The sequence below is a fragment of the Haladaptatus sp. DYSN1 genome (genome assembly GCF_029489995.1).
GTDB lineage: Archaea > Halobacteriota > Halobacteria > Halobacteriales > Halococcaceae > QDMS2.
Map to the genome: position 1 here is coordinate 2770593 of NZ_CP120470.1, position 21362 is coordinate 2791954.

A 21362-nucleotide genomic window follows, 5' to 3' on the forward strand; every position below is an offset into this window, starting at 1 on the left:
CCGCCCGACTGCTCAGTGCATGGAGTGGCCGGATATCGTCGCGCAAATCGACACCGGAACCGGCGGGCGCTATCACACGGGCAATCTCGCCACTGACCCCGACACATTCGACGCGGTGGTCACGGACCTCGCAGCCCCGTTCTCCGCCGAATCCGTAGACGCCGTCGCAGGAATCGACGCGCTTGGCTTCCTGTTCGGGGCCGCGGTCGCTCGCGAACTGGGGGTGGGATTCTGCCCGATACGAAAAGGTGGGAAACTCCCCATCGCTTCCGAGAATCGACTCACCGAGACGGTGGTCGGTTACACGGGGACGGAGAAGACCCTCGAACTGGACCGGACGAGCGTTTCGAACGGGGCGCGAGTGCTGGTCGTAGACGACTGGACGGAAACCGGTTCACAGCTAGCTGCGGCCGTGGCGCTCGTCTCCGCCGCTGGTGGGAACGTCGTCGGTATCGCCGTACTCGGTGCAGACGAGCGCGAGACGGTTCTGCAGTTGGACGAGGACTACGGCGTCCACGCGCTCCACTGGGAGTGAGGCTGCCAGAATACTTTTGCCCTGACTGGCCCGTGGGAGGACACACACAAGCAATGGAGCTCTCACGACGCGACGTACTGCGATACGGGTGTGCAGGTGCAGCGACTGGCCTCGCGGGCTGTATCGACCAGGTGACGCCGCTGCCCGGGACGGACGAGGGGTCCTACCGGCGGTGGCTGCCCGCTCCCGCCGCGCTCCCGGATGGGGACGACTATCAGTTTTTCCGCGTCAGCCCGACGAAATTCGTCCAGTACGAGGACGCGATGCGTGTGGAGACGTGGGAGAACGTCACGAAGTACGGCTCCTCGCTGCGGTCGCTACTCGACTTGCAGCACCAGGACGTGAGCGAATTTACCATCGGCCCCGGCTTCAAGGTCGGCGTCACGTCGCTCGAAACCGAGACGCTCGCAGACCGGCTGACGGGGCGGCAGTTCTCGAAGCAAACGTCGCTCGATGGGTTCGACATCTACGCAAACACGGAGACGTCGGCGGCGGTTGGTCTCAAAGAGGAGACCATCGTCTACGTCGATGGGGATACCGACTCTGCGGCCGACCGACTTCAGACGGTCATCACGACCCACGCTGACGAAGCCGAGCAGTACAAATCGGCGAGTGAGGCCTTCGGGACGCTCACCGAGGGGCTCAACAACGGCCACTTCCTCACCGGGGTGGTTCACCAACCGCACGAGGAGACGGCCCCCGAACAGGGAACCTTTGCGGGTGCGGTTGGCTGGGGCATCTCACGGACGTTCAAGAAGACCGAGAGTCCGGGCCAGTGGCTCATCGTCTTCGAGAGCGAATCGGCCGCCGAAGCGCGCGAGCAAGCCGTCAAATCGTGGGCGGAAGCGTCGCTCTCTGACGTGAACAACATCAAGGCCGCACAGACCGGAAAGGTCGTCCTCGTAACCGGCAAAGAGCCGACAGAGAAACTCGCCCTCAGCAAATCGTTGCCGACGGCGGAACGTTAGTCGTCTGCGAGCACGTCGGCCAGCCCGTCCACGGGCCGGTCCGGGTTGGCGGCGTCTGCTGCTTCTGGCAGTCCGAGTTGGTATCCTTCCGCACCATCGCGCAGGTTCGTCCGCCCCCAGTGAACCGTCACGTCGTCGTTCAGGTGGAGACGCACGGCTTCGAGCAGCGCGTCGGCTTCGAGCGGCTGGCCCTTTCGCTGTAAGTCCTCGACTTCGGCGTCGTCAGGAACCGAGAAGGCTCGTTGGGTGATGATTGGCCCCTGGTCTAAGTCCGTCGTGACGTAGTGGGCGGTGACGCCAGCGATGCGCACGCCTTCCTCGATGGCCTGTCGGTAGGCCGACGCGCCGGGGAACGAAGGTAGGAGCGACGGGTGGACGTTGATGATGCGCCCCTCGTAGCGGAACACGACGTTCGGCGAGAGGATGCGGATGTACCGCGCGAGGACGATGAGGTCTGCGTCGTAATCTTCGAGCAGCGAGAGGATGGCGTCCTCGTCGGGCGTCCCCTTCTCGTCGCCGATATCGTAGAATGGGATATCGTAGTACTCTGCGACCGGTTTGAGCGCGGAGTGGTTCGCGATGATGACCGAGATGTCCGCGCCGAGGTCGCCGTTCGCCCACGCACCGAGGAGAGCTTCGAGACAGTGGGACTCTTTCGTGGCGAGGACGGCAATCTGCTTGGTCTCGCGGTCGGCGGGGAAGCGAATGGTCACGTCCACGTCGAGTTCGTCACCGAGCGCGGCCAGTTTGGCTCGCAGGTCGTCTTTCGTCGTGGTCATCCCCGACGCATCGACGTGCATCGTCATGCGGAAGATGCCCTTCCGGACGGCCTGGTCTAGGTCCTCGATGTTGATGCCGTGGTCGAACAGCAACGACGTGACGCGGGCGATGAGACCCGTCTTGTCGTCGCCGACGACAGTGAGTTCGGTGAGTTTGCCAGTCATCGGCACACCTCCGACATACAGACGTTCATTGGATGCACTCAACAACGCCGAAGTATATGGCTATTGGTCGACAAACGAGACTATGTATACACGAATGTGTATACACAAATCGTTCCAAAAGGTCTTTTGCGCATGACCGCGCACCCTCAACCGATGACTGCCTACACCGCGACCGTCACCGTCCGGCTGAAGCAGGGTGTACTCGACCCGGAAGCCGAAACGACCAAGCGCGCCTTAGAGCGCCTCGGGTACGACCTGGAGGCCCTGCGGTCTGCAGAACGGTACGAAATCGACCTCGACGCGACCGACGCCGACGGTGCAGCAGACCAGGCGACTGAGATGGCAGAACGCCTGCTCGCCAATCCCACCATCCACGACTACGCGGTCGAGGTGGAAGAACGGTGATCGCTATCGTCCAGTTCGGCGGCAGTAACTGTGACCGGGACGCGCTGCGGGCGTTCACCGAACTCGGACTGGATGCGCGACTCGTCTGGCACGAAGACGGCCTGCCCGAGGATACGACTGGCGTGCTGCTCCCGGGTGGTTTCTCCTACGGCGATTACCTCCGAGCCGGGGCGATGGCGGCGCGCTCGCCCATCATGGCAGAGATTCGCGAGGCCGCGGAAAACGGCGTCCCCGTCCTCGGCGTGTGCAACGGTGCACAGATTGGCTGTGAATCCGGACTGACGCCGGGCATGTTCACGACCAACGCGAGCGCCCGCTTCCAGTGTGAACACGTCTACCTGCGCGTAGAGAATGCGGACACGCCGTGGACGCAGGCGTACGAAGAAGGCGAAGTAATCGAACTGCCAATCGCTCACGGTGAAGGCAGATTCGAGATTACGGACGACGAACTCGCCGCGTTAGAAGCAGACGACCGTATCCTGTTTCGATACTGTGACGCAGACGGCAACGTAACTGACGAAGCAAATCCGAACGGTTCAAAAGCGAATGTGGCAGGAGTTACTGGGCTCGTGCCAACGGTTGCGGTACTCATGCCACACCCCGAACGCGCGGCGCTGCCGGATATCGGCTCGACCGACGGTCAGGGCGTGTTGTTGGGTTTCAACTAAGCGGACTGCGGGGCAGCCACCCGCACTCCAGGGAACGTTATGGCAGGACCTCCATCGGTCGGTCCGTGGCGATCCATTGGTCAGAGTTCTCACCGTCTCGTATCTCAATCCAGCCATTCGACCAGACGAGCAACTCGTACCGCTTCGTAGCTTGTCCCATTTTCCCCACACTCTCGGCACGCCGACAGAGGACAGCGACCTACCCATGTCAACAACGACCTCTCTCCGGTCGTGCCGTATGACAGTGGATGACAATAGAGGGCTTTGTTATAGGCCACCTGTCACCTGGTAAGGACAGTTTACGAAAGTGGTAGGACAGGCTTACTGACGAAACGTCAGTTTGTAAGCGGCATATTGAAGCTCGTTTCGTGAGCCCTAACGAGCTCCCAGGTCGCCTCACATTCACAGGACACCTGATCGAACACCGAAGGGTCCTGTCTGAGGTCGAAGTCCTTGATTGCCATCTGGACGCGGTCGTCACACTCGCCGCAGTTGTGCGCCCCGCGCTCCTGCCCGTGGCCGACAGGGTCGGAGACGACGATGGCGTCTACGTCGGCCGTCTCGCGCAGGATGTGGGCGACGCTCCAGAGCCACGGCGGGCGGTAGCCGGAGTTGTGGAACAGTTCGTTGACCATCGTGTAGCGCTGGACGTTGGTCGGATTCATCGAGACGGTGTGGGCGTACTCCGCACAGCGTTCGATGGAAGAAATCATGTCTTCTACGGCCTCCGGCTCCGACAGGAACGGCGGCTTGAACAGCAGATACGCCTTGATACCCGCACCAGCGCGGTTTGCGGCCTCGCTCGCGGCGATGAAGTCCTCGAAGGCGAAGTACTTGTTCACGCAGTCGCGGCGCACCCGGTCGGTGGCGGTTTCGAGACCGATAGCGATGTCCGTGTCGAGACCTGCGTCGACGAAGTCTGCGACGCGGTCTTCTTCGACGAAGTCGGGCAGGCTCTCTAAGACGATGCGCTCGCGGTCTGCGAACGTCTCCGCGATGGCCTTGCGGCTCTCTGCGGGGACTTCGCGCTCGTCAAGGAAACTGCCGGAGGTGTAGATTTTGATGAGTTCCGCTGGTTCGTCTGCGTTCTCGGCCTCGTGGTCGAGACAGACCTGAATCTGGTCCATCAACTGCTCGTGGGTGACGCTGCCACCTTCGACCGACTCCGCAACGTAGCCACACATCGTACACCCGCCGGCGCGTGCCCAGCGACAGCCTCCGGTGTTCAGAATGATGGTCAGCGACTGGTAGACGCCACCCGGCGTGTTGTCCTCGTCCAGCCAGACGCGCGTCGGCTCGTGCGGGTCGTAGGTACGCTGTTTCTTCGCGCGAATCTCGCGCATCACCTTGTTGTGGGCGTCCATCCCGCGCCCCTGTTCGTACACGTCGGGGCTTGGCTTACTCATTACCCGGAATATCGGGTCAGGGGCTAAATCGGCTTCGCCTGCGACTCACCCGAATCCTTTTCTTCGATTCGGCAAGATTTACACACAATGAACGCTGGGCCGGACCTCGACATGGACCTCCGACAGTTCGTCGAACGACTCTTGCGATTCGAAACGACGGCACCGAACGAGAAACCAGCCCAGGAGTGGGTCGAAGAGACCCTTCAGGGCTGGGGGTTTACGACCTATACGTGGACCGCTGACGCGACTCGCCTCGCAGAACATCCCTCGTTTCCCTACGACCCGAACGAAATCGACGTGGCGAACCGCCCGAGCGTCGGCGGCGTGCTCGAATTCGGCGACCCCGACGCGGGGCCGACCGTCGTCCTGAACGGGCACGTAGACGTGGTTCCCGCCGAGGGGGAGTGGTCGTCGAATCCCTTCATGCCGACGTGGGACGGCGACGAGCTGACCGCACGCGGCGCTGCGGACATGAAATCCGGCCTCGCGGCGTGCATCTTCGCCGCCCGCAAACTGCAGGCGGAGACTGACGACCTGAACGGGCGTATGGTCGTCGAAAGCGTCGTTGGCGAGGAGGAGGGCGGCGTTGGCGCGGCGGCGGCTGCGCTCGACAACCCGTATCCGTTCGACCGCGACATGGCGCTCATCGCCGAACCGACCGAGTTGCGTCCCGTCCTCGCCGTCGAGGGCAGCGTCATGAAGCGCCTCGAACTCGCTGGGCGCTCTGCCCACGCCGCCCGACGCTGGCGCGGGGAGTCCGTGTTGCCGCACTTCGAGGCCATCCGGCGGGCGTTCGAGGACCTCGAATCGGAGCGGGCAACGCGCATTCGCCACCCACTCTACGAACGCTTCGAGAATCCGTGGCCGACCTCGTTCGGGACGGTCCACGCGGGGACGTGGGCGTCTACGGTTCCCTCGGAACTGACCGCTGAGGTTCGCATCGGCGTCGCGCCCGGCGAAACCGTCGCTGAGGTCGAAGCCGAGTACGAGGCGCGACTCGCAGAGGTCGTCGCCGACAGCGAGTGGCTCTCGGCGCACCCGCCCCAGTTTGAGCGGTTCTCCGTGCAGTTCGAGCCCGGCGAAATCAACGAAGCCGAGCCAGTCCACCAGGCGTTGCAGGCCGCGATAGCGGCAGCGAGCCTCCCGAATCGCGAACCACTCGGGGAGACCTACGGCGCGGACTCACGCCACTACATCGAGGCGGGCATTCCGACCGTCGTGTTCGGGCCGGGGACCATCGACCAGGCGCACTTCCCCGACGAGACCATCGACTTCGCCGAGGTGGAGACGGCACGCGACGTCATCGCCGACACCGTCCTCCGGTTACTTGAGACGGAGTAGCCGCCGGCCAACCAGCACCCACGCCAGCACCCCGAGGGCCGCGCCGAGCGAGTTGGCTGCGATGTCGCTGAGGTCGAACGCGCGGGCGGGGAGCGGGTACTGGACGAGTTCGATGAAAATGCCGTAGCCGACGGTGAGGACGAACGCCGCGAGCCTTCCGTGTCGGTGACGGTCGAGTACCGCTGCGAGCACGCCCGCCTGCCCCGCGTAGGCGAGGCAGTGAAGCCACTTGTCCTGCCCGACGAGGCCGAACGGGCCAAGTGGCGAGAGCGCGCCGCTGGGCGGCGTGACGACAGACGTAGCGAAAATGACCGTCGCAACCAAAAGTGGAATCGCGTATCGGGCACGACCAATGCGGACACGGACTGGCTCCATCGACGGAGATGAGGCGAGGGTCCTACAAAATTCCGACGAGTTTCACGAAAGCGGCAATTCTGTACAACGATGGTGAGGATTAACCGAATATAGTTACGTTCGCGTAATAACTTCCAACACATCACAGCCCCTATGTAAATGTGAGACGTTACCATGAGTGATATTGGCGGCTTTCAAGACAACGTAGCCAGGGTGGACCTGTCATCGGGGTCGGTGGACTACGAGGGTATCGACGAGGAGGACGCGCGCAAGTACATCGGGGCACGCGGCCTCGGGGTGAAGTACGTCTTCGAGCAGGGGCCAGACGTGGACCCACTCGGTCCAGACAACCTCCTCGCGTTCATGAACGGACCGCTCACGGGGACACAGACCGTGATGAGTGGCCGCATCGCGGTCGTCACGAAATCACCGCTCACGAACACGGTCACCGACTCACACCACGGTGGCTGGAGCGGCGCACGCCTGAAGTGGGCCGGCTTCGACGGCCTGCTGTTCGAGGGGAAAGCAGAAGACCCAGTCTACGCCGTCGTCGAAGACGGTGAAGTGACGCTCAAAGACGCCTCGCACCTCTGGGGCTGGGGCGTCCACGACACCATCGACGAACTCGAAGAGGAGGTAGACGGCCAGCGCGGCAAAAACTTCAGTTGCATGGCCATCGGTCCCGGCGGCGAGAACCAAGTTCGCTACGCCTGCATCGTCAACGAAGACGACCGGGCAAGCGGCCGCGGTGGCACGGGCGCCGTCATGGGCTCGAAGAACCTGAAGGCAATCGTCGTCAAATCCACGACGAAGATGCCGAAGGCGAAGGACCCGGACACGTTCAAGAAGGGCCACCAGCAGGCCATGCAGGTGATTCAGGAGTCCGACGTGACCGCCCCGAACGAGGGGGGCCTCTCGCTCTACGGGACGAACGTCCTGATGAACCTCACAGAGGAGATGGACGGACTTCCGACGCGCAACGCGAAGTACACGAGTACGGCGAGCGAAGCGCGCGAGAGTCCCGACGAACCGAACATCGACGCCGAGAAGGTTTCTGGCGAGAACGTCCGCGAGAACATCCTCGTCGACGAACCGACCTGTCACTCCTGTCCGGTCGCCTGTAAGAAGGAAGTCGAGGTGCAGGTCATGCACAAGGGCGACGAGATGAACGTCCGCATGGAGTCCTTCGAGTACGAATCGGCGTTCACGCTCGGCCCGAACTCCATGAACGACGACCGCGACAAAGTCGCCGTCATGATCGACCAGTGTAACAACCTCGGCTTGGACACCATCGAGACTGGCAACATGATTGCCATGGCGATGGAGATGACCGAGGAAGGCAAGTTCGACGACGAGTTCGGCGGCATCGAATGGGGCGACGCAGACGAGATGATCGACCTCATCGAGGCCATCGCCCGCCGCGAGGGGAAACTCGCGGACCTGCTCGCCGGCGGCGCAAACCACATCGCAGAGGAGATGGACGCCCACAAAAACTCTCTCGCGGTCAAGGGTCAGACGATTCCAGCCTACGACCCACGCTGCATGAAGGGCATGGGCATCGCCTACGCTACTTCGAACCGCGGGGCCTGCCACCTGCGCGCGTACACGCCGTCTGCCGAAATTCTCGGCCTGCCCGAGAAGGTAGACCCGTACGCGTGGGAGGGCAAGGGTGAACTGACGATGGCGTTCCAGGACCTCCACGCCATCTCCGACTCCTTCGACATCTGCAAGTTCAACGCCTTCGCAGAGGGCATCGAAGAGTACGTCCTGCAGTACAACGGCATGACCGGCTTCGACGTGACCGAAGACGAACTGCTCGAAACCGGCGAGCGCATCTACAACTTAGAGCGCTACTACAACAACCTCGCAGGCTTCAAGGGCGAAGACGACTCGCTGCCCGGACGCTTCGTCGAAGGCCCCGACGCCATCCCCGGCCAGGGTGCCTCCGAAGGCGAACTTTGCGAACTCGACCAGATGAAAGACGAGTACTACACCGCTCGCGGCTGGGTCGACGGGGTGGTGCCAGACGAGAAACTCGACGACCTCGGCATCGACATCGGCCCCGGCACGGGCGTCAGTTCGTCTGGCGGGTCGGCCCCGGCAGACGACTGAGCAACCAAGCTTCTCCAATTTTTCGCCCGCTGAGCGACTGCTCTGGAGCGTTCAGTAGACGACTCGCTCTCGCATATCCCGGCGAATTGCCATGATTGCCATGGCAGAGCCGACGAGCGCGATTAGCGCTGGACCGAACGTAGACGGATTCAACCAGTCGAACGTCGAGAAGTAACGTATGTGGTAGTACTGGCCCTGGTATTTAACCACTTCAGGATAGCCGAAGGATTCCTTTTTCGTGACCACCCCTCCGTCTTTTACTTTCTCGAATATCTCCTTCTCTTCGGCATCCATCTCTTCGTAGTACGCCGTCGATTTGTGGGCTGGCGGCGATTCGCTCACATCAATGAGATCGACGTTGTAGTTCATGTCCGCAAACGGGAAGAACATGCCAACACCGGCCAACGCGACGCAGGCACCGACGAAGAGGAGGGCGAAATTAATCGTCGACTGCTTCATAGCTGATTGACAGATGTGGGCAGTAAAATTCTTTCCGTCCCGCCGTCCCGGTCGCCGTCAGGATTCGGCGGCTTTCCCGATGACGATGCAGTCGCGGATGTCGAGGGCCGCGTCGAACTCGAACTGGCGGTCTTCGCGACGACCCATGCGCAGGAGTTGCTCGTTGTGCGCCCGGCGGACGGCATCCATCTCCCGGTCGTTCAAGTCGACGCGGTGGGCGATGACCGCCCACTGCTCGTGGCCGACGAAGAAGTAGGCCGCCTCGTCGGTCTCGAAGATGAGTTCGAAGCGTTCGCGGAACTCGTCGAGTTTCGGCCCGATTTGGGCCTGCACGCGGTCGACGAGCGGCGCGAGGTTTGGCGCGGGGACGCTGGCTTTGGCTCCCGCGAGCAGCAACACCTGCCCGTCTATCGGGTCGCCGTTGGCCATCTACCCACCCGCCCGCATCGCCTTCTGGGAGAAACGCTCGACCAGTTCGTCGAGCGTCTCCTCCTCGCCCTCGAAGACGACGGTGACCTCGGTCAGCTCCACCGTCGGCCCGATGCTGACCTTCTCACTCGAGACCGAGGCCGTCCAGTCGTCGCCAACCACTTCGTTTGCCTCCTCGTCTTCGACTTCCCCGCCGAGGTTCTGGAGATAGTGTTTCGCGAGTCGTTCTGAGATGCCGCGGAACGATTTTTCGACGCGCATCAGCCACCCGCCACCGGCGGGAACACGGAGATTCGGTCACCGTCTTCGAGTTCAGTGGCCGTCCCCGCCATGTGAAGGACTTCCCGGCCGTTCTTGAGAACGCTTAGCTGTGGCAGGATGTCACCTGCGTCGTCGAGGATGCTTCCCTGGAGGCCCTCGAACTCGGCTTCGAGTGCTTCGAGGACGCCCCCGACGGTCACGTTGCTGTCGAATTCGCGTTCGATGGTTTTCGACCCCACTGCCTCCCGGAAATTGGCGAAAAATCGGCATTCGACCTGCATTATCCTGAGACAGAGGCGCGAAGGCAATAAATCCCGACCTACCGGCCACCGAATCTGATACCGTCTTCGACCAGTCGGGCGTTGCGCTCGCGGTCGAGTTCCGCGGCGAGGTCCTCGTGTTCGTACAACTGCGTGATGAGCGACGCCTGCAGGTTGCGCCACGCGATGGCGTAAATCGGCGACTGGCCCCACGCCCGGAGTTCGGGGACGAAGTCGTCGTACTTCTCCAGTCGGTCCTCCATTCGATCGATGGCTTCGAGGACGAACCGGGCGGCCTCGGCGTCGTCTTCTGCCTCCGCGATGGCCCGGTTGATGTTGGATTCCCAGCCCTCGACGGCCCGCTGCATATCCTGTGCGGCCGTCTGCCCGTCTTCTGGAAGCGACTCGACGATAGATGCTGGCAGCGTGAGTGAAACCTCGTCCATGCCTGAAGGTAGCACGGACGAGTGAAAAGTGGGTTGGTTAGACTTCTTCGACGTGGCGAATCTGCACCGCGATGCCGCGCGTGCTCGTTTCCATCTCGCGGCCGCTCATCTCCGCGACGCCGACGGCGAAGGCGCGTGGCCCCTGGACCACAACGTCGTCGCCGACGCGGATGTCCTCGCTCGCGGTGACGACGCCCGGGGCGAGCACCGAGCCTTGCGGGACGAAGTTGTCGATTTCGACGGTCTTTGTCGGCACGTCGCTTTCGAGCCAGTGGCGTGCGCCAGCGAGCGTAAAGGAGAGCGTCCCGTAGAGGGGAACCATCGCCGCGAGTTGGGTCCCGTCTTTCTTGTGGGCGCGGAGTTTCGGATACCGACCCTGAATCGAGAGTTCGGGGAACAGTTCGTCGCCCGCGCCGTCGCCGAACTGGTAGTCTGCGAGCGCCCGGAGCGTGTTGTGCTGGCGCTCGCTTTTGAGGTACTTCGACTCACCGTCGAGCGTCTGCATGAGGTTCCCGATGGATTCGGGCGTCGTCGGGTGGTCCTCTACGGTATACTCGATGTCCAATCCGAGATCCGCCTCGACGCGCTCGACGATGTCGCGGTAGCCCTCGGGCGGGACGTGGGCGATGATGCGCGGGTACTCGTTGCGCTGGAGATATCGTTTCAGGACCTCGGCGACAAACTGCTTCTCGTCTTCGGACCAGTTGCCCGTGACCACCGAATCGTAGTGCTGGGCGGGATACGTCGTTTCGAGTTCCTGTGGAACCACGCCAATCGGCGAGGTCATCGAGACGAGGTGGGCGCGGAACTGAATCGCGTCGTGGTACTGGCCGTGGCTCTGGGACTCGCTGTAGGGCTTGCGGGCCGAGCAGGGAACGAGGACGAGCGGGTTGTCGAACCGGTTTGTGTACCGCGAGGTGACGCGGTCGGCGAATCGCTGAATCTCGACGCGCTTGAGTGAGTCTTCGGTGGCGGCGAGCAGTTCCGTCCGGCGGAACAGCGGCGTGTGCTCTTCCATGTAGGCGTACTCCTGGTCGAACCGGCGGAAAGCGGCGGTGAGCCACGCCTCGTGGCGCGCCTGCCCCTCGATGTAATCGCGGAGCCGACCCCGGCGGATGCGCTGGCGGACGATGCCGAGTTGGGCGTGCAGGGCGTTCACGTTGTGTTCCGCGCAGTCGGCACGGGTGAACTCCTCACGCGGTTGCTGGCAGGCGGCACACGCACACGGGAGTTCGTCTAAATCCTCCAGGAAGTGCTGGCCGTCGGTCGTGAGGTAGAACCCCTGGGTTCCCTTGATGCGTGCCTGCGTCGCGTCCACGAGGTCCACCCCGGCGTAGACGAGCGTGGCGACGTTGGCGGGGGTGGCGACGCCCGAGAGCATGAGTGCGGTGTCGCCCGGCGTGGCTTCCTTCATCGCGACGATGGCGTCCACGAACGCCGCGGCGTGGCCGACGACCCGCTGGGCCTCGGAGAGAATGTACACATCTGCCCCGAAGTCGTCTACGGAGCGCTGAGAGACGACGGCGGCGCTCGGGAAGTCCACGTCGGGGTAGTCAGGCGCGAAGGAGTCTGCGACTTCGTCCGCCGTGCCGCCCGGAAGCCCGCGGTGAGGTAAAATCGTCACCTTCGACGGGTCGCCCTCGGGCAGGTCGCGCGTCTCGGGCCAGAGACTCCCGGCATCGACGACGACGTCGTCTGCGAGCGCCGGCGTCGTCACCGACTCGGCGAGACGAAGTTCACCGATGCGGGCCGCGCCGTCCCGGTGGTGGACCTCGAAGTACTCGGTCATTGGTCATCCTCCGTCTCCTCACCGCTTTTGTCCATCGATTCTAAGTCTACGACGTCGACGCCCGGAGGGACGCCCGCAACGATGTCTGCGGGCCAGCCCTTGTGGGCGACCGTGAACTCGGTGTTGGGGTTCGCCGCGACGAGTTTCTGGATGCCGACGACGGCCTGTCGGTAGGCCTCGTCGTCGATGCGGTCTGGCACCTCAGCGGTGACCGGGTACGTCTCGCGCAGGGCGAGCGGGAACGGGCCGAACGGCGGGAGCAGTCGCCACGACTCGTCGTAGTTGTCGGACGAGCCTGCTTCCGTGAGCAGGACGTGGCCCTCTGGTGATAGTCGGGCGAGCCGCTTGTGGTGACGCACGACCTCCGGCCGGTACGCGCTCTCCGAGGAGAGATAGAAGAAGGCGTCCTTTGTGGCCGGGTCGGACGCTTCGAGCAGGTCTGCGTGGGCGAGCATCGCCCGGTAGCCGTCGAGCATCGCCGGGTGGGAGCGCGCACGCATCTCGACCAGTTCCATGAGCGACCCGCGGCGGATGGCCTGTTTGATGGTGCGAATCTCCTCGAAGGAGACGTGGAGGTTGTGTTCGGCGAGCAGGCGTTCGCGTTCCTTGTTCGACACCTGTTCGAGGTCTGCGGGCGTGTACTCGGTGCAGACGGGACACGAACACGGGAAGTAGTCGAGTTCGTCGAAGTGCTTGGTCCCGCGAACCGTGAGATAGCGCCCGTCGCGGGCGTAGAGAGCGTATGCGGCGGAGTCGAACAGGTCACAACCCATCGCCACGGCGAGGGCGAACATCATCGGGTGACCCGCGCCGAACAGGTGAACCGGTGCGTCAGCGCCGAGTCCTTCCTTCGCGGCGGCGATGGCGTCAACCATGTCGTCGAAGCGGTAGGCGTTCATCAGCGGCACGACGGCCCCGACCGGGAACACGTCGAGAGAGGTGCCGTAGGCGTGTTCTGCGGCGGCTTTGCGCAGGTCCGGGTACGTAGACCCCTGCACCGGCGCGTTCACGAGCATGTCGCCAACTTCGACGGTTTCGGCGAATTCGAGGCGTTCCTGTGTGATGGCGAGTTCCTCTGCTGCCTGCTCGCGGGCTACATCCGGTGGCGTGGGGATGTCTACGGGTGTCCCGATATCCGAGCCGATGTCGTGCTGGAACTGGAGGATTTCCTCGGTATCGACGCTAATCTCGCCGTATTCCGCGAGTTGGAACGAGCCAGAGTCGGTCATGATGGCACCGTCGAAATCGAGCAGTTCGTGGAGGCCAACGTCGAGGGCCTGCTCGCGGACGGGGTCGCTCTTGTAGATGATGTAGCTGTTCGTGATGAGAATCTCCGCACCGAACTCAGATTCGAGTCGAGACGGAGCGACCGTCTGGCGGTTCGGATTCACCACCGGAAGGAGCGCCGGTGTCTCCACCGTGACGCCCGCCCGGGGAACCGAAAGTCGCCCAATGCGGCCCGCGGCGTCGGTGTCGCGGACCTCGAAGATATCGCGCATTGTCCGAAACTTCGACGGAGCAGGGATACAAATTCCGTTCCGGAGATGGCGGTCAGGCGAACTGCTCGTAGTAGAGCGTCCCGAGGACGGCCCGCCCGTCTCGAATCTCACCTGCGCCAACCGCGGCGAGGAGGTCGTCGTAGGATTCGGTGACGACGCGAATCGATTCGTTGAAGTCCAGCTTCTGCTCGCTCGCGGGGTGACAGTCGTACGCGACGAAGTAGTGATGCACCGCGTTCGCGATACCATTGGCCGGTTCGACCGTCGTGAGGTGTTCGACGCGGGCTGCCTCGTGGCCCGTCTCCTCTTCGAGTTCGCGGTGGGCGGCCATCGCCGGGTCGTCGTCTGCTGGCTCCATCGTGCCCGCCGGAATCCCTCTGTTCACGCGCTTTACGGCTTGTCGCCACTCCTCGATGAGCACTACGTCGCCCTCCGGCGTAAACGGGAGAATAACGACGGCGGGCGGTTCTGAGAGAAAATCGAAATCCGTCTCCGTGCCGTCTGGCAAGCGGACGTCCTCGTGGGTGACGTCGAAGCCGGGACAGGTGTAGGCCGTTTCGGAGGCGAGCGTTTCCCATTCGAGCGGGTCGTCGGTCATCGTCGGGAGTAAGACGAGCGGGGTGAAAAATCAGGGGATAATCGAGAGCAGGTCGTCGTGAATCTCGCCATTCGAGGCGACGAGGCCGTCTGCGTCCCAGCGCCACGGATTGCCGTTGATGTCGGTCACTTTCCCGCCCGCCTGTTCGACGAGATGGACGCCGGCGACGGTGTCCCATGGCGAGAGGTGAACCGCGGAGACGGCCCCATCGAGTTCGCCCGCCGCGACCATCGCGAGCGAAACCTGCCCGGTGCCAAACCGCCGGAGGTCGCCGAACGTTTCGAGCAGATTACGCGAGACGTCCCCGAACAGGGGGCGGTGCTCGCGCTGGAGACCGAACGTGAGCGAGACGGTACAGAACTCGGGGTCGTCGCGGGTGCTCACGCGCACGGGGTCGTTGTCGCGGAGCGTTTCCGAGGCCGCGACGTACTCGTCACCGAAGGCGGGCAGGCGGGTCACGGCGACCTGTGGGATCCCATCCACCACGTAGGCGAGACACGTCGCCCAGATGCGGTTGCCGTGGGTGAAGTTGTTCGTCCCGTCGATGGGGTCGATTACCCAGGCGTGGCCCGTCTCGGGGATGGCTTTCAACTGGTCGCCCTCCTCGCCGACGATGGTGTGGTCGGGGAAGGCGTCGTGGATAACTTCGACGACGCGAGACTGGGCGTCGATATCGGCTTGCGTCACCGGGTCCATTTTGCTCGCTTTCGGCGTTATCCGAAGCGGCGTCCGGAAGGCGGAAAGTGCGACGTTTCCGCCCGCCATCGCCGCCTCGCGAGCGACCGACAGTGCCCGGTCGGCGTCAGGAGACGTAGCTGTCACGTCACAGTGGACAACAGCCACCCCTAAAAACGCATCTGACTATCGGCCGGGGCCGTCCGGCGAGGATGTCGCGTCGGTCTCGTCACCGGAGGACTGGGTCGCAGACCGAGACACCTCGAAGATGAGGACGCCCTCGTTCTCGTAGGCCAGGTCGTAGCGCGGGGACTCCAGCAGGGAGTGCTCCATATTTGTCGTCGTCTCGCGCTCCTTGCCTCGGACGGTGTAGTCGTCTTTCGGCACGTAGATGTAGTCCGGGTGGCGATCGCCGAAGGCGAGCAGCTGGGTCACGCAGCTCGCGCTCCCGCAGTTGGAGATGGCCTTGTAGTACTCCACTTCCCAGTAGTAGTTCGCGGAGGTAGTCCACTCCACCCCCCATGGCCCGATGAGTATCGTCCGGTCGGTGAATAAGGGCACCCACTCTGCGGTGTCACCCATCACGACGAACGTCGAGTCGGACGCGGTGTTCGCCTCCATCCACGCCATCGCCTCGCGGTCGTAGGTGTCCATCGTCGCTGGCTGGGCCGCGCTATGGTCGTACTCGGTCTGCAGCGTACTCGTCGCGAAGGCGACGCCCGTGCCGACCGCGGTGAGCATGACGAGCGCGACGACGGCGACCGAGACGACCCGATACAGGTCAGGCCGGGACGTACGCTCGCTGAGGAACGTCCGGATAGCGGGCAGGACGCCGTCGTAGACGAGGAACGCGATGAGCATCGCGCCGCCGATGAACAGGAATCGGTCTTTGCCGAGGAGATAACTCGCGCCAATCGCCCAGACGGCGAGGAAGTAGCGTTTCCGGTAGAGCGCGTACGCCGAGGCGATGAAGACGGCGAGGTAGAACACCGACGTGATGTCTTTCTCCTTGAGCGGGATGACGAACTGCCAATAGATGCGGTGCCACCCGCCGAAGAGACCGGTGTGGGTTCCCGACGCCTGCAGGAAGATGTCCGGTCCGTGCGTGGCGAAAATCTGGAGCCACCACGGCGCGGCCAGTAGGATACCACCGCCGGCGACGATTGCGCCGTAGACGAGGCCCTGAATCGACCGGTCGAAGGCGGCGTAGGCGAGCAGGTAGGTGAAGGCGAAAAAGACGGTGTACGTCGGGTGCGTGAGCACTTCGATACCGAACAGCGCCATCCCGGGAACGATCCAGCGACGGTCGCCCGTCTGGAACAGCCGAATCCCGGTGTACGCACCGAGCAGCGCGATGGTGACCGCGGGAGCGCGGACGATGCCACCGGCCGACAGGTGCCAGCGAAGCACGGCTGGCGCACCCGCAAAGATGACCGAAGCGAGCCCCGCCTGCCGTTTCGAGTCGAGCAGGTGGCGTGCGAGGAAGTAGTACGGCACGATCATGAACGTCAATACGGCTCCGGGGATGAGGCGGGTGAGCGTGATGGCATCGACGCCGAACAGGTCGCGAATCACCGCGTAGACGTAGAACATGAACGGCGGATACGCGAACGGGACGCCATCGGCGGTGTAGCCGGGAATGCGCTCTGGCAGCGCGTAGCCGTGAGCGATGATTTGGTCAGAAATCGCGATGTACAGGCCCCCGACGTACGCCGGGTACTGGTGGGTCGCGAGGTAGGACGCGTAGATGGTCGCCGCGGCGAGCACCGCGAGCGAGAGCCACCTCACGTCGGTCCACGTCACCGTGTGCTGGCGAAAGCTCGGCAGCAGCGAATCACGGGTCCGCGAGCGGGGCGGCGTCGACATGGGCTATCGCGCCACCTCGATTCGGGCCGGCACCGAAGACAGCAGGGGGGACAGGGGGGAGAGACGGGACCCTCTCGGAGCGAACGCAGTCATTGCCTGTGAGCAGTCCGGCTACACCCATTATTATGGGCGACGTAAGGACAGAATCGTGATGCGTCAACCCCGCATTATCGTGCGATTTTCTGCCACGCTCGTTCGTTACAGTTCGACGTGCGAAAGGCTCGCGTCGAGTTCATCCACGTGGTCGTTGAAGGCCTCGACGAACTCACGAAAGCCCTTCGCGTGACGCTTCACGTCCGGGGCCGACGGCGGCTCGTACTGAGACACCAGATACGTCCCACCCTCGCCGCCGACGCGGAGGTACGACGCCCGGTCGCCCTCCCACTTCAGCTCCCAGCGTTTCCCGGCGACGCGCGCCGTCCACGACCCGTAGTCCGTCCCGTTGAACCGGTGGAGTTGGGCCGCAATCGCGTTCGCCGTCTCTCGAATCCGCGCAACGACTCTGTCTCGCTCCTCAACGACCGTCGCCGTCGAAGCGACCTCGGGGAAGTCCGTCGGCACGTCGTCCAACATACCCTCGAACGAGGCGACGTGGTCGTTGAACGCCCGGACGAACGCCCCGTAGTCCTCCATCGCCAGGCGCAGGTCGTCCGGCGACGGCGGCTGCTTCGTCGAAACGACGTATATGTCGCCCTTCTTCCCCGAGAATCGCAGGTAGTCGAGCGCCCCCGCCTCGAACTTCACCGTCCAGTCCCCGCTGCTCGTCTCGAACGTCTCTTGCCCGTAATCGCCACCCTTGAGCAGCGCGAGTTCCCGCGCAATCCGCCCCGCGTGTTCGGTCACCGCCTCGACGAGTTCGTCCCGCTGGACCGCACTCTCGTCTGCACTGGCGATTTCCTCGTCGATTCCATCCATGGAGTGTGCGTTGGGCGCTTTCGCGTAAAAGGGATTGGTAAGGGTGGAGTGGAAGTAAAGGGGTCTGGATTGGGTGACAGCGCAGCTTCGAATTCCCGCGCAACTCGTTGCTCGGAATCTACGGATTCCGAACCACGCCCGAACGTGTACCGCGAAGCGAGCACGTCTGGTCTGCTTTGGAAACGCATGGTTTCAAACTACGGCCGCTTAGCGCAGATTCGAACCACGGTCGCTCGCTGCGCTCGCTCCCTGATTCGAATCTGCTCGGCGTCAGTTTCAGACGCGGCGCTCGAAAGTGAGCGGTGCGACTGGAAAATGGGCCAGCGCAGATTCGAACTGCGGTTACGGCCACCCGAAGGCCGAAGGATACCAGGCTACCCCACTGGCCCGCAGCTATTTTAATTGCCGCGACTGTTGTTAATCCTTCCGGAAATTAGTATTTCGAGTAACCGTCAGTGTCGAGGAAATTGTGGACGACGGTGATGGTGTGGTCGGCGTGGAGCACCGTCGGACCGATGCGAACGCGCTGGGCTGCGGCTTCCGAGAGCAACGTTGCCTCCTCGTCGGTGAAATCGTGGTGGTCGGAGAGGACGAACACGGGATTCTCGGGGACGGCGGCGTCGGCGATTGGGTCGCCGGCTTCGTGTAGTTCGACCACGATGCCGTCGCGGGCGGCGGTTTCGAGAATCGGCTCGAAGCCTCGTCGCGAGAGGTAGACGCCGGGAGAGGCTTCGGCTTCCATGTGTCCGATGGCGTTCTCTTTCTCTTCGAGGGCGTTGCGGATGAGTGCGCCCGTCGAACGTTCGTCGGGGTTGAGTCGGCGCAGTTCGCTCCCCTCGAAGCGAATCGTCAGTTCGTCCTGCAAGACGAGGTAGACGCGGACGTCCTTTCGAATGTCGTGTGAGAGGAAAAACGCCGAGTTGACGCACCGACAGAGCACGTCGAGGCGGCCCGCGCCGCCGGCGAGGTCGTCGAGCGAGAAATCAGGCGTCGTCGGCGCGTCGTGGCCGAGGATGATGAACTGGCGCATTACCGGAACCAAGTCCGCGAACCGTCATACGTGCGTCGAACGTTCCCGGCACATTTATTCGAGTTACCCGGTATTTTCGTGGTAATGTCCGACGTGCGCGAGGCGACTGCGAACCTCCTCGACTCACGGCCGGAGGTGGCCGAGTCGCTGGAGCAACTGCTGGCTACCGACAGACAGCACGAGACGTGGACGTTCGCGGACGTCCCCCTCGACTCGGGTACGTTCGGCGAAGTCGTCTCCCGTAACATCGTCGAGAAACACGACGGCGAGTACCGCCTCGCCGATCCGACGGCCGTTGAGGCCGCCCTGCGCGGCGAATCGACGCCCGCATCTACGACGCCTGCGGTCTCACTCTCGCTCCCGACAGTCGAACGTCGCGCTGTTGGCATGCTCGTCGGGGCGCTCGGTTTTCTCGCGCTCGTTCGCTCGTTGTTTGTCACCCGCGTGTTTCGCGACGGCCACGTCGTCCTCGGCGCGAACGACCCCTACTTCTACCGCTACTGGGTGGAGAAACTGGTCGTCGATGCAGGCGGTCTGTTCGATTTCGCCGCGCTGTCGGCCATGCCCGATACCGTCGCGATGGGGGAACCACTGTTCGTCGCCACCCTCTGGTGGCTCTCGTCGCTGTTCGGCGGGATGGACGCCGTCGGCCCCGTCATGGCGTGGTACCCCGTCGTCAGCGCGGTCGTCACCGGCGCGCTCGTCTACCTGCTCGCCGTCGCACTGACCGACGACCGGCGCGTCGGCCTCGCGAGCGTTCTCCTGCTCGCGCTCATCCCCGGCCACGCTCTGCGGACGGCCCTCGGATTCGCGGACCACCACGCCTTCGACTACCCGTGGCTGGCGCTCACCATGCTCGCCGTCGTCGTCCTCGCCCGCCGGGGAAGCCTCGCGGACCTGAAATCGACTCCGAAGTCGTGGGCCGCAATGCTCGCCCTCGGCGTCGCAATTGCTGGCCAGACGCTCGCGTGGGAGGCCGGCCCGCTGCTCATCGTCCCACTCGGCCTGTACGTTGCGCTTCGGGTGCTCTCTGACGTTCGCGCCGGTCAGTCACCCCTCGCGTCGAATCTCGGCCTCGTCGTCGGCCTGCTGGTCGGGGCGCTCCTCGCCGCTGCCGGTCACGCGAGTTTCGGCTGGCACTCTGAACAGGTGGCCTTAGCGCCAGCCCTCCTGTTCGTCGCCGTCCTCTGCGTCCTGAGCGTCGCCGAACTCGCCTTCCGCGCCGACCTGCCAGCGACGGTTCTCGCCGGTCTCGAAGCGGTCGGCGGCGTGGTCGGCGTCCTCGCCTTCCGGGCGTTTCTCCCCGAGTACTGGGCGAAACTCGTGAGGGAGCTGACCCTGTTCACCACCCCACGGGACATCGTCGAGACCGAATCGCTGTTCAGTGGCGACTCGATGGGCTTTCTCCTGTTGTTCGGCTTCATCCTCGCACTCGCCCTCCCGTACGTCGGGTGGGCCGCGCTCGCGAGTTATCGAAAGCATCGACCAGAGTGGGTCGCCGCCGCCGTGTACGCGGGCTACTTCTTCGTGCTCGCCGGGTTCCAGATTCGGTTCGTCGGCGAGATGGCGGCGGTGACCGCCGTGTTCGCCGGACTCGGCTTCGTCCACCTCGCAGAGCGCGTCGACCTGGCGCGCCGTCCCGTCCCCTTCCGCGACTCGAAACCGAGCGTCCCCGAATCGGTGGAGATTCCAGACTCTCGCGGCGTCGCCTCGTTGGTCGCGCTCTTTCTCATCGTCGCCAGCCTGAGCCTCGTCCAGGTGCCGGTGAAGATGAATCAGGTGACCGCGGACGGAGACCTGTTCGAAACGGCCCAGGCTATCGACACCTACGCCGAAGACGAGGGGATGGCGTATCCACAGAACTTCGTGTTGTCCCGGTGGGGCACGAATCGGGCGTACAACTACTTCGTGAACGGCGAATCGCGCTCCTACGGCTACGCCCAGTCCACCTACACGCCGTTCGTGCGCGGGTCGAACGCCAGCGAGTGGTACGGCAAACTCAACAATCGCGTCGGGTTCGTCGTGACCGAAGACCGGGACTATCCGCCGGGAACGATGCAGAGCCGACTCCACGACCACTTTGGCTCCAAGACTGAGGCCGCCCCCGGCGTCGCCCACTATCAGGCGATTTTCAGTACCGAAAGCGGCGACACGAAAGCGTTCAGACTCGTGCCGGGCGCGACGATAACGGGCAGTGCAGCGTCTGATTCGCAGGTAACGGTCACCACATCCGTCTCGATACCCGGCGCGACGTTCGAGTACGAACGAACCGTCGAAACCACAGCGGATGGGTCCTACCGCGTCACGGTCCCCTACGCGGGTGACTATTCGGTGAACGGAGCGACAGTAACCGTCTCAGAATCGGCAGTAGAACAGGGCGAAACGGTTGCTGCCTGAATGGG

General features: G+C 63.6%; 22 protein-coding genes and 1 tRNA gene. 7 read left to right on the plus strand and 16 right to left on the minus strand.

Annotation, left to right across the window (positions count from 1 at the left end):
* Positions 1-19 precede the first annotated feature (19 nt).
* Positions 20-535 (plus strand): phosphoribosyltransferase family protein, encoded by a 516-nt coding sequence (locus P0648_RS15120; RefSeq protein ID WP_277504559.1) that lies wholly within the window; start codon positions 20-22, stop codon positions 533-535.
* Positions 536-588: 53 nt separating this feature from the next.
* A complete protein-coding gene (locus P0648_RS15125) occupies positions 589-1503 on the plus strand; it encodes a hypothetical protein (RefSeq protein ID WP_276246429.1) in 915 nt (304 codons plus the stop codon).
* Here the strand turns inward: P0648_RS15125 and P0648_RS15130 are convergent.
* A complete protein-coding gene (locus tag P0648_RS15130; RefSeq protein ID WP_276246428.1) occupies positions 1500-2447 on the minus strand; it encodes a formyltetrahydrofolate deformylase in 948 nt (315 codons plus the stop codon). The two genes, P0648_RS15125 and P0648_RS15130, sit on opposite strands and share 4 nt — an antisense overlap.
* Before the next feature lie 153 nt (positions 2448-2600).
* Here P0648_RS15130 and purS point away from each other — a divergent pair, with 153 nt between their 5' ends.
* The gene (gene purS / locus P0648_RS15135; RefSeq protein WP_276246427.1) at positions 2601-2852 is read left to right on the plus strand and encodes a phosphoribosylformylglycinamidine synthase subunit PurS; all 252 of its coding nucleotides are present in this window, start codon (positions 2601-2603) and stop codon (positions 2850-2852) included.
* Positions 2849-3520: a phosphoribosylformylglycinamidine synthase I gene (gene purQ / locus P0648_RS15140; protein WP_276274801.1), complete on the plus strand. Its 672-nt coding sequence runs from the start codon at positions 2849-2851 to the stop codon at positions 3518-3520. Before purS ends, purQ begins: the two co-directional genes overlap by 4 nt.
* Before the next feature lie 335 nt (positions 3521-3855).
* Here the strand turns inward: purQ and P0648_RS15145 are convergent, their stop codons facing one another.
* Entirely contained in the window at positions 3856-4926 is a 1071-nt protein-coding gene (locus tag P0648_RS15145; protein WP_276246425.1) for an archaeosine biosynthesis radical SAM protein RaSEA, read from the minus strand.
* 111 nt (positions 4927-5037) lie between these two features.
* Here P0648_RS15145 and P0648_RS15150 point away from each other — a divergent pair, with 111 nt between their 5' ends.
* Positions 5038-6267, plus strand: coding sequence for a M20/M25/M40 family metallo-hydrolase (locus P0648_RS15150; protein ID WP_369685685.1), 1230 nt, complete (start codon positions 5038-5040; stop codon positions 6265-6267).
* Here P0648_RS15150 and P0648_RS15155 read toward each other — a convergent pair.
* Positions 6250-6642 (minus strand): VanZ family protein, encoded by a 393-nt coding sequence (locus P0648_RS15155; RefSeq protein ID WP_276246423.1) that lies wholly within the window; start codon positions 6640-6642, stop codon positions 6250-6252. The genes P0648_RS15150 and P0648_RS15155 overlap by 18 nt on opposite strands.
* 153 nt (positions 6643-6795) lie before the next feature.
* Between P0648_RS15155 and P0648_RS15160 the strand changes: the two genes are divergently transcribed.
* Positions 6796-8733 carry an aldehyde ferredoxin oxidoreductase family protein gene (locus P0648_RS15160; RefSeq protein WP_276246422.1) on the plus strand — a complete coding sequence of 646 codons (1938 nt, stop codon included), beginning with the start codon at positions 6796-6798 and terminating at the stop codon, positions 8731-8733.
* 51 nt (positions 8734-8784) lie between these two features.
* Here P0648_RS15160 and P0648_RS15165 read toward each other — a convergent pair whose 3' ends face one another.
* The 13 genes from P0648_RS15165 to trmY form a co-directional block, all read right to left on the minus strand.
* Positions 8785-9192 carry a hypothetical protein gene (locus tag P0648_RS15165; protein ID WP_276274800.1) on the minus strand — a complete coding sequence of 136 codons (408 nt, stop codon included), beginning with the start codon at positions 9190-9192 and terminating at the stop codon, positions 8785-8787.
* A 57-nt stretch (positions 9193-9249) separates the two neighbouring features.
* Positions 9250-9621 (minus strand): hypothetical protein, encoded by a 372-nt coding sequence (locus P0648_RS15170; RefSeq protein ID WP_276246420.1) that lies wholly within the window; start codon positions 9619-9621, stop codon positions 9250-9252.
* Positions 9622-9882, minus strand: a complete 261-nt coding sequence (locus tag P0648_RS15175) for a hypothetical protein (RefSeq protein ID WP_276246419.1) — start codon at positions 9880-9882, stop codon at positions 9622-9624.
* A complete protein-coding gene (locus P0648_RS15180; protein ID WP_276246418.1) occupies positions 9882-10163 on the minus strand; it encodes a ubiquitin-like small modifier protein 1 in 282 nt (93 codons plus the stop codon). Before P0648_RS15180 ends, P0648_RS15175 begins: the two co-directional genes overlap by 1 nt.
* A gap of 38 nt (positions 10164-10201) precedes the next feature.
* Complete coding sequence (locus P0648_RS15185; RefSeq protein ID WP_276246417.1) at positions 10202-10588, minus strand: hypothetical protein; 387 nt, start codon at positions 10586-10588, stop codon at positions 10202-10204.
* 37 nt (positions 10589-10625) lie between these two features.
* Positions 10626-12377, minus strand: a complete 1752-nt coding sequence (arcS, locus tag P0648_RS15190; protein WP_276246416.1) for an archaeosine synthase subunit alpha — start codon at positions 12375-12377, stop codon at positions 10626-10628.
* On the minus strand, positions 12374-13876 hold the full coding sequence (tgtA, locus tag P0648_RS15195) for a tRNA guanosine(15) transglycosylase TgtA (RefSeq protein WP_276246415.1): 1503 nt from the start codon (positions 13874-13876) through the stop codon (positions 12374-12376). The genes arcS and tgtA overlap by 4 nt, the downstream gene beginning before the upstream one ends.
* Positions 13877-13928: 52 nt before the next feature.
* Positions 13929-14474, minus strand: coding sequence for an NUDIX hydrolase (locus tag P0648_RS15200; RefSeq protein WP_276246414.1), 546 nt, complete (start codon positions 14472-14474; stop codon positions 13929-13931).
* A gap of 30 nt (positions 14475-14504) precedes the next feature.
* The gene (locus P0648_RS15205; protein WP_277504565.1) at positions 14505-15296 is read right to left on the minus strand and encodes an inositol monophosphatase; all 792 of its coding nucleotides are present in this window, start codon (positions 15294-15296) and stop codon (positions 14505-14507) included.
* 39 nt (positions 15297-15335) lie between these two features.
* Positions 15336-17015, minus strand: coding sequence for a glycosyltransferase family 39 protein (locus P0648_RS15210; protein ID WP_277504566.1), 1680 nt, complete (start codon positions 17013-17015; stop codon positions 15336-15338).
* A gap of 198 nt (positions 17016-17213) precedes the next feature.
* Positions 17214-17930, minus strand: a complete 717-nt coding sequence (locus P0648_RS15215) for a hypothetical protein (protein ID WP_276246411.1) — start codon at positions 17928-17930, stop codon at positions 17214-17216.
* Between the two features lie 316 nt (positions 17931-18246).
* Positions 18247-18319 (minus strand) — tRNA-Pro (locus P0648_RS15220).
* Between the two features lie 44 nt (positions 18320-18363).
* On the minus strand, positions 18364-18960 hold the full coding sequence (trmY, locus tag P0648_RS15225) for a tRNA (pseudouridine(54)-N(1))-methyltransferase TrmY (protein ID WP_277504567.1): 597 nt from the start codon (positions 18958-18960) through the stop codon (positions 18364-18366).
* A gap of 84 nt (positions 18961-19044) precedes the next feature.
* Here trmY and P0648_RS15230 point away from each other — a divergent pair, with 84 nt between their 5' ends.
* Positions 19045-21357 (plus strand): STT3 domain-containing protein, encoded by a 2313-nt coding sequence (locus tag P0648_RS15230; protein WP_277504568.1) that lies wholly within the window; start codon positions 19045-19047, stop codon positions 21355-21357.
* The last annotated feature ends 5 nt before the right edge of the window (positions 21358-21362 follow it).

Bases quoted from the DNA above. Each gene is read 5' to 3' on its own strand.
- P0648_RS15120 (WP_277504559.1), top strand. From the start codon at position 20: ATGGAGTGGCCGGATATCGTCGCGCAAATCGACACCGGAACCGGCGGG.
- P0648_RS15125 (WP_276246429.1), top strand. From the start codon at position 589: ATGGAGCTCTCACGACGCGACGTACTGCGATACGGGTGTGCAGGTGCA.
- P0648_RS15130 (WP_276246428.1), bottom strand. From the start codon at position 2,447: ATGACTGGCAAACTCACCGAACTCACTGTCGTCGGCGACGACAAGACG.
- purS (WP_276246427.1), top strand. From the start codon at position 2,601: ATGACTGCCTACACCGCGACCGTCACCGTCCGGCTGAAGCAGGGTGTA.
- P0648_RS15145 (WP_276246425.1), bottom strand. From the start codon at position 4,926: ATGAGTAAGCCAAGCCCCGACGTGTACGAACAGGGGCGCGGGATGGAC.
- P0648_RS15150 (WP_369685685.1), top strand. From the start codon at position 5,038: ATGGACCTCCGACAGTTCGTCGAACGACTCTTGCGATTCGAAACGACG.
- P0648_RS15155 (WP_276246423.1), bottom strand. From the start codon at position 6,642: ATGGAGCCAGTCCGTGTCCGCATTGGTCGTGCCCGATACGCGATTCCA.
- P0648_RS15160 (WP_276246422.1), top strand. From the start codon at position 6,796: ATGAGTGATATTGGCGGCTTTCAAGACAACGTAGCCAGGGTGGACCTG.
- P0648_RS15165 (WP_276274800.1), bottom strand. From the start codon at position 9,192: ATGAAGCAGTCGACGATTAATTTCGCCCTCCTCTTCGTCGGTGCCTGC.
- P0648_RS15170 (WP_276246420.1), bottom strand. From the start codon at position 9,621: ATGGCCAACGGCGACCCGATAGACGGGCAGGTGTTGCTGCTCGCGGGA.
- P0648_RS15175 (WP_276246419.1), bottom strand. From the start codon at position 9,882: ATGCGCGTCGAAAAATCGTTCCGCGGCATCTCAGAACGACTCGCGAAA.
- P0648_RS15180 (WP_276246418.1), bottom strand. From the start codon at position 10,163: ATGCAGGTCGAATGCCGATTTTTCGCCAATTTCCGGGAGGCAGTGGGG.
- P0648_RS15185 (WP_276246417.1), bottom strand. From the start codon at position 10,588: ATGGACGAGGTTTCACTCACGCTGCCAGCATCTATCGTCGAGTCGCTT.
- arcS (WP_276246416.1), bottom strand. From the start codon at position 12,377: ATGACCGAGTACTTCGAGGTCCACCACCGGGACGGCGCGGCCCGCATC.
- tgtA (WP_276246415.1), bottom strand. From the start codon at position 13,876: ATGCGCGATATCTTCGAGGTCCGCGACACCGACGCCGCGGGCCGCATT.
- P0648_RS15200 (WP_276246414.1), bottom strand. From the start codon at position 14,474: ATGACCGACGACCCGCTCGAATGGGAAACGCTCGCCTCCGAAACGGCC.
- P0648_RS15210 (WP_277504566.1), bottom strand. From the start codon at position 17,015: ATGTCGACGCCGCCCCGCTCGCGGACCCGTGATTCGCTGCTGCCGAGC.
- P0648_RS15215 (WP_276246411.1), bottom strand. From the start codon at position 17,930: ATGGATGGAATCGACGAGGAAATCGCCAGTGCAGACGAGAGTGCGGTC.
- trmY (WP_277504567.1), bottom strand. From the start codon at position 18,960: ATGCGCCAGTTCATCATCCTCGGCCACGACGCGCCGACGACGCCTGAT.
- P0648_RS15230 (WP_277504568.1), top strand. From the start codon at position 19,045: ATGTCCGACGTGCGCGAGGCGACTGCGAACCTCCTCGACTCACGGCCG.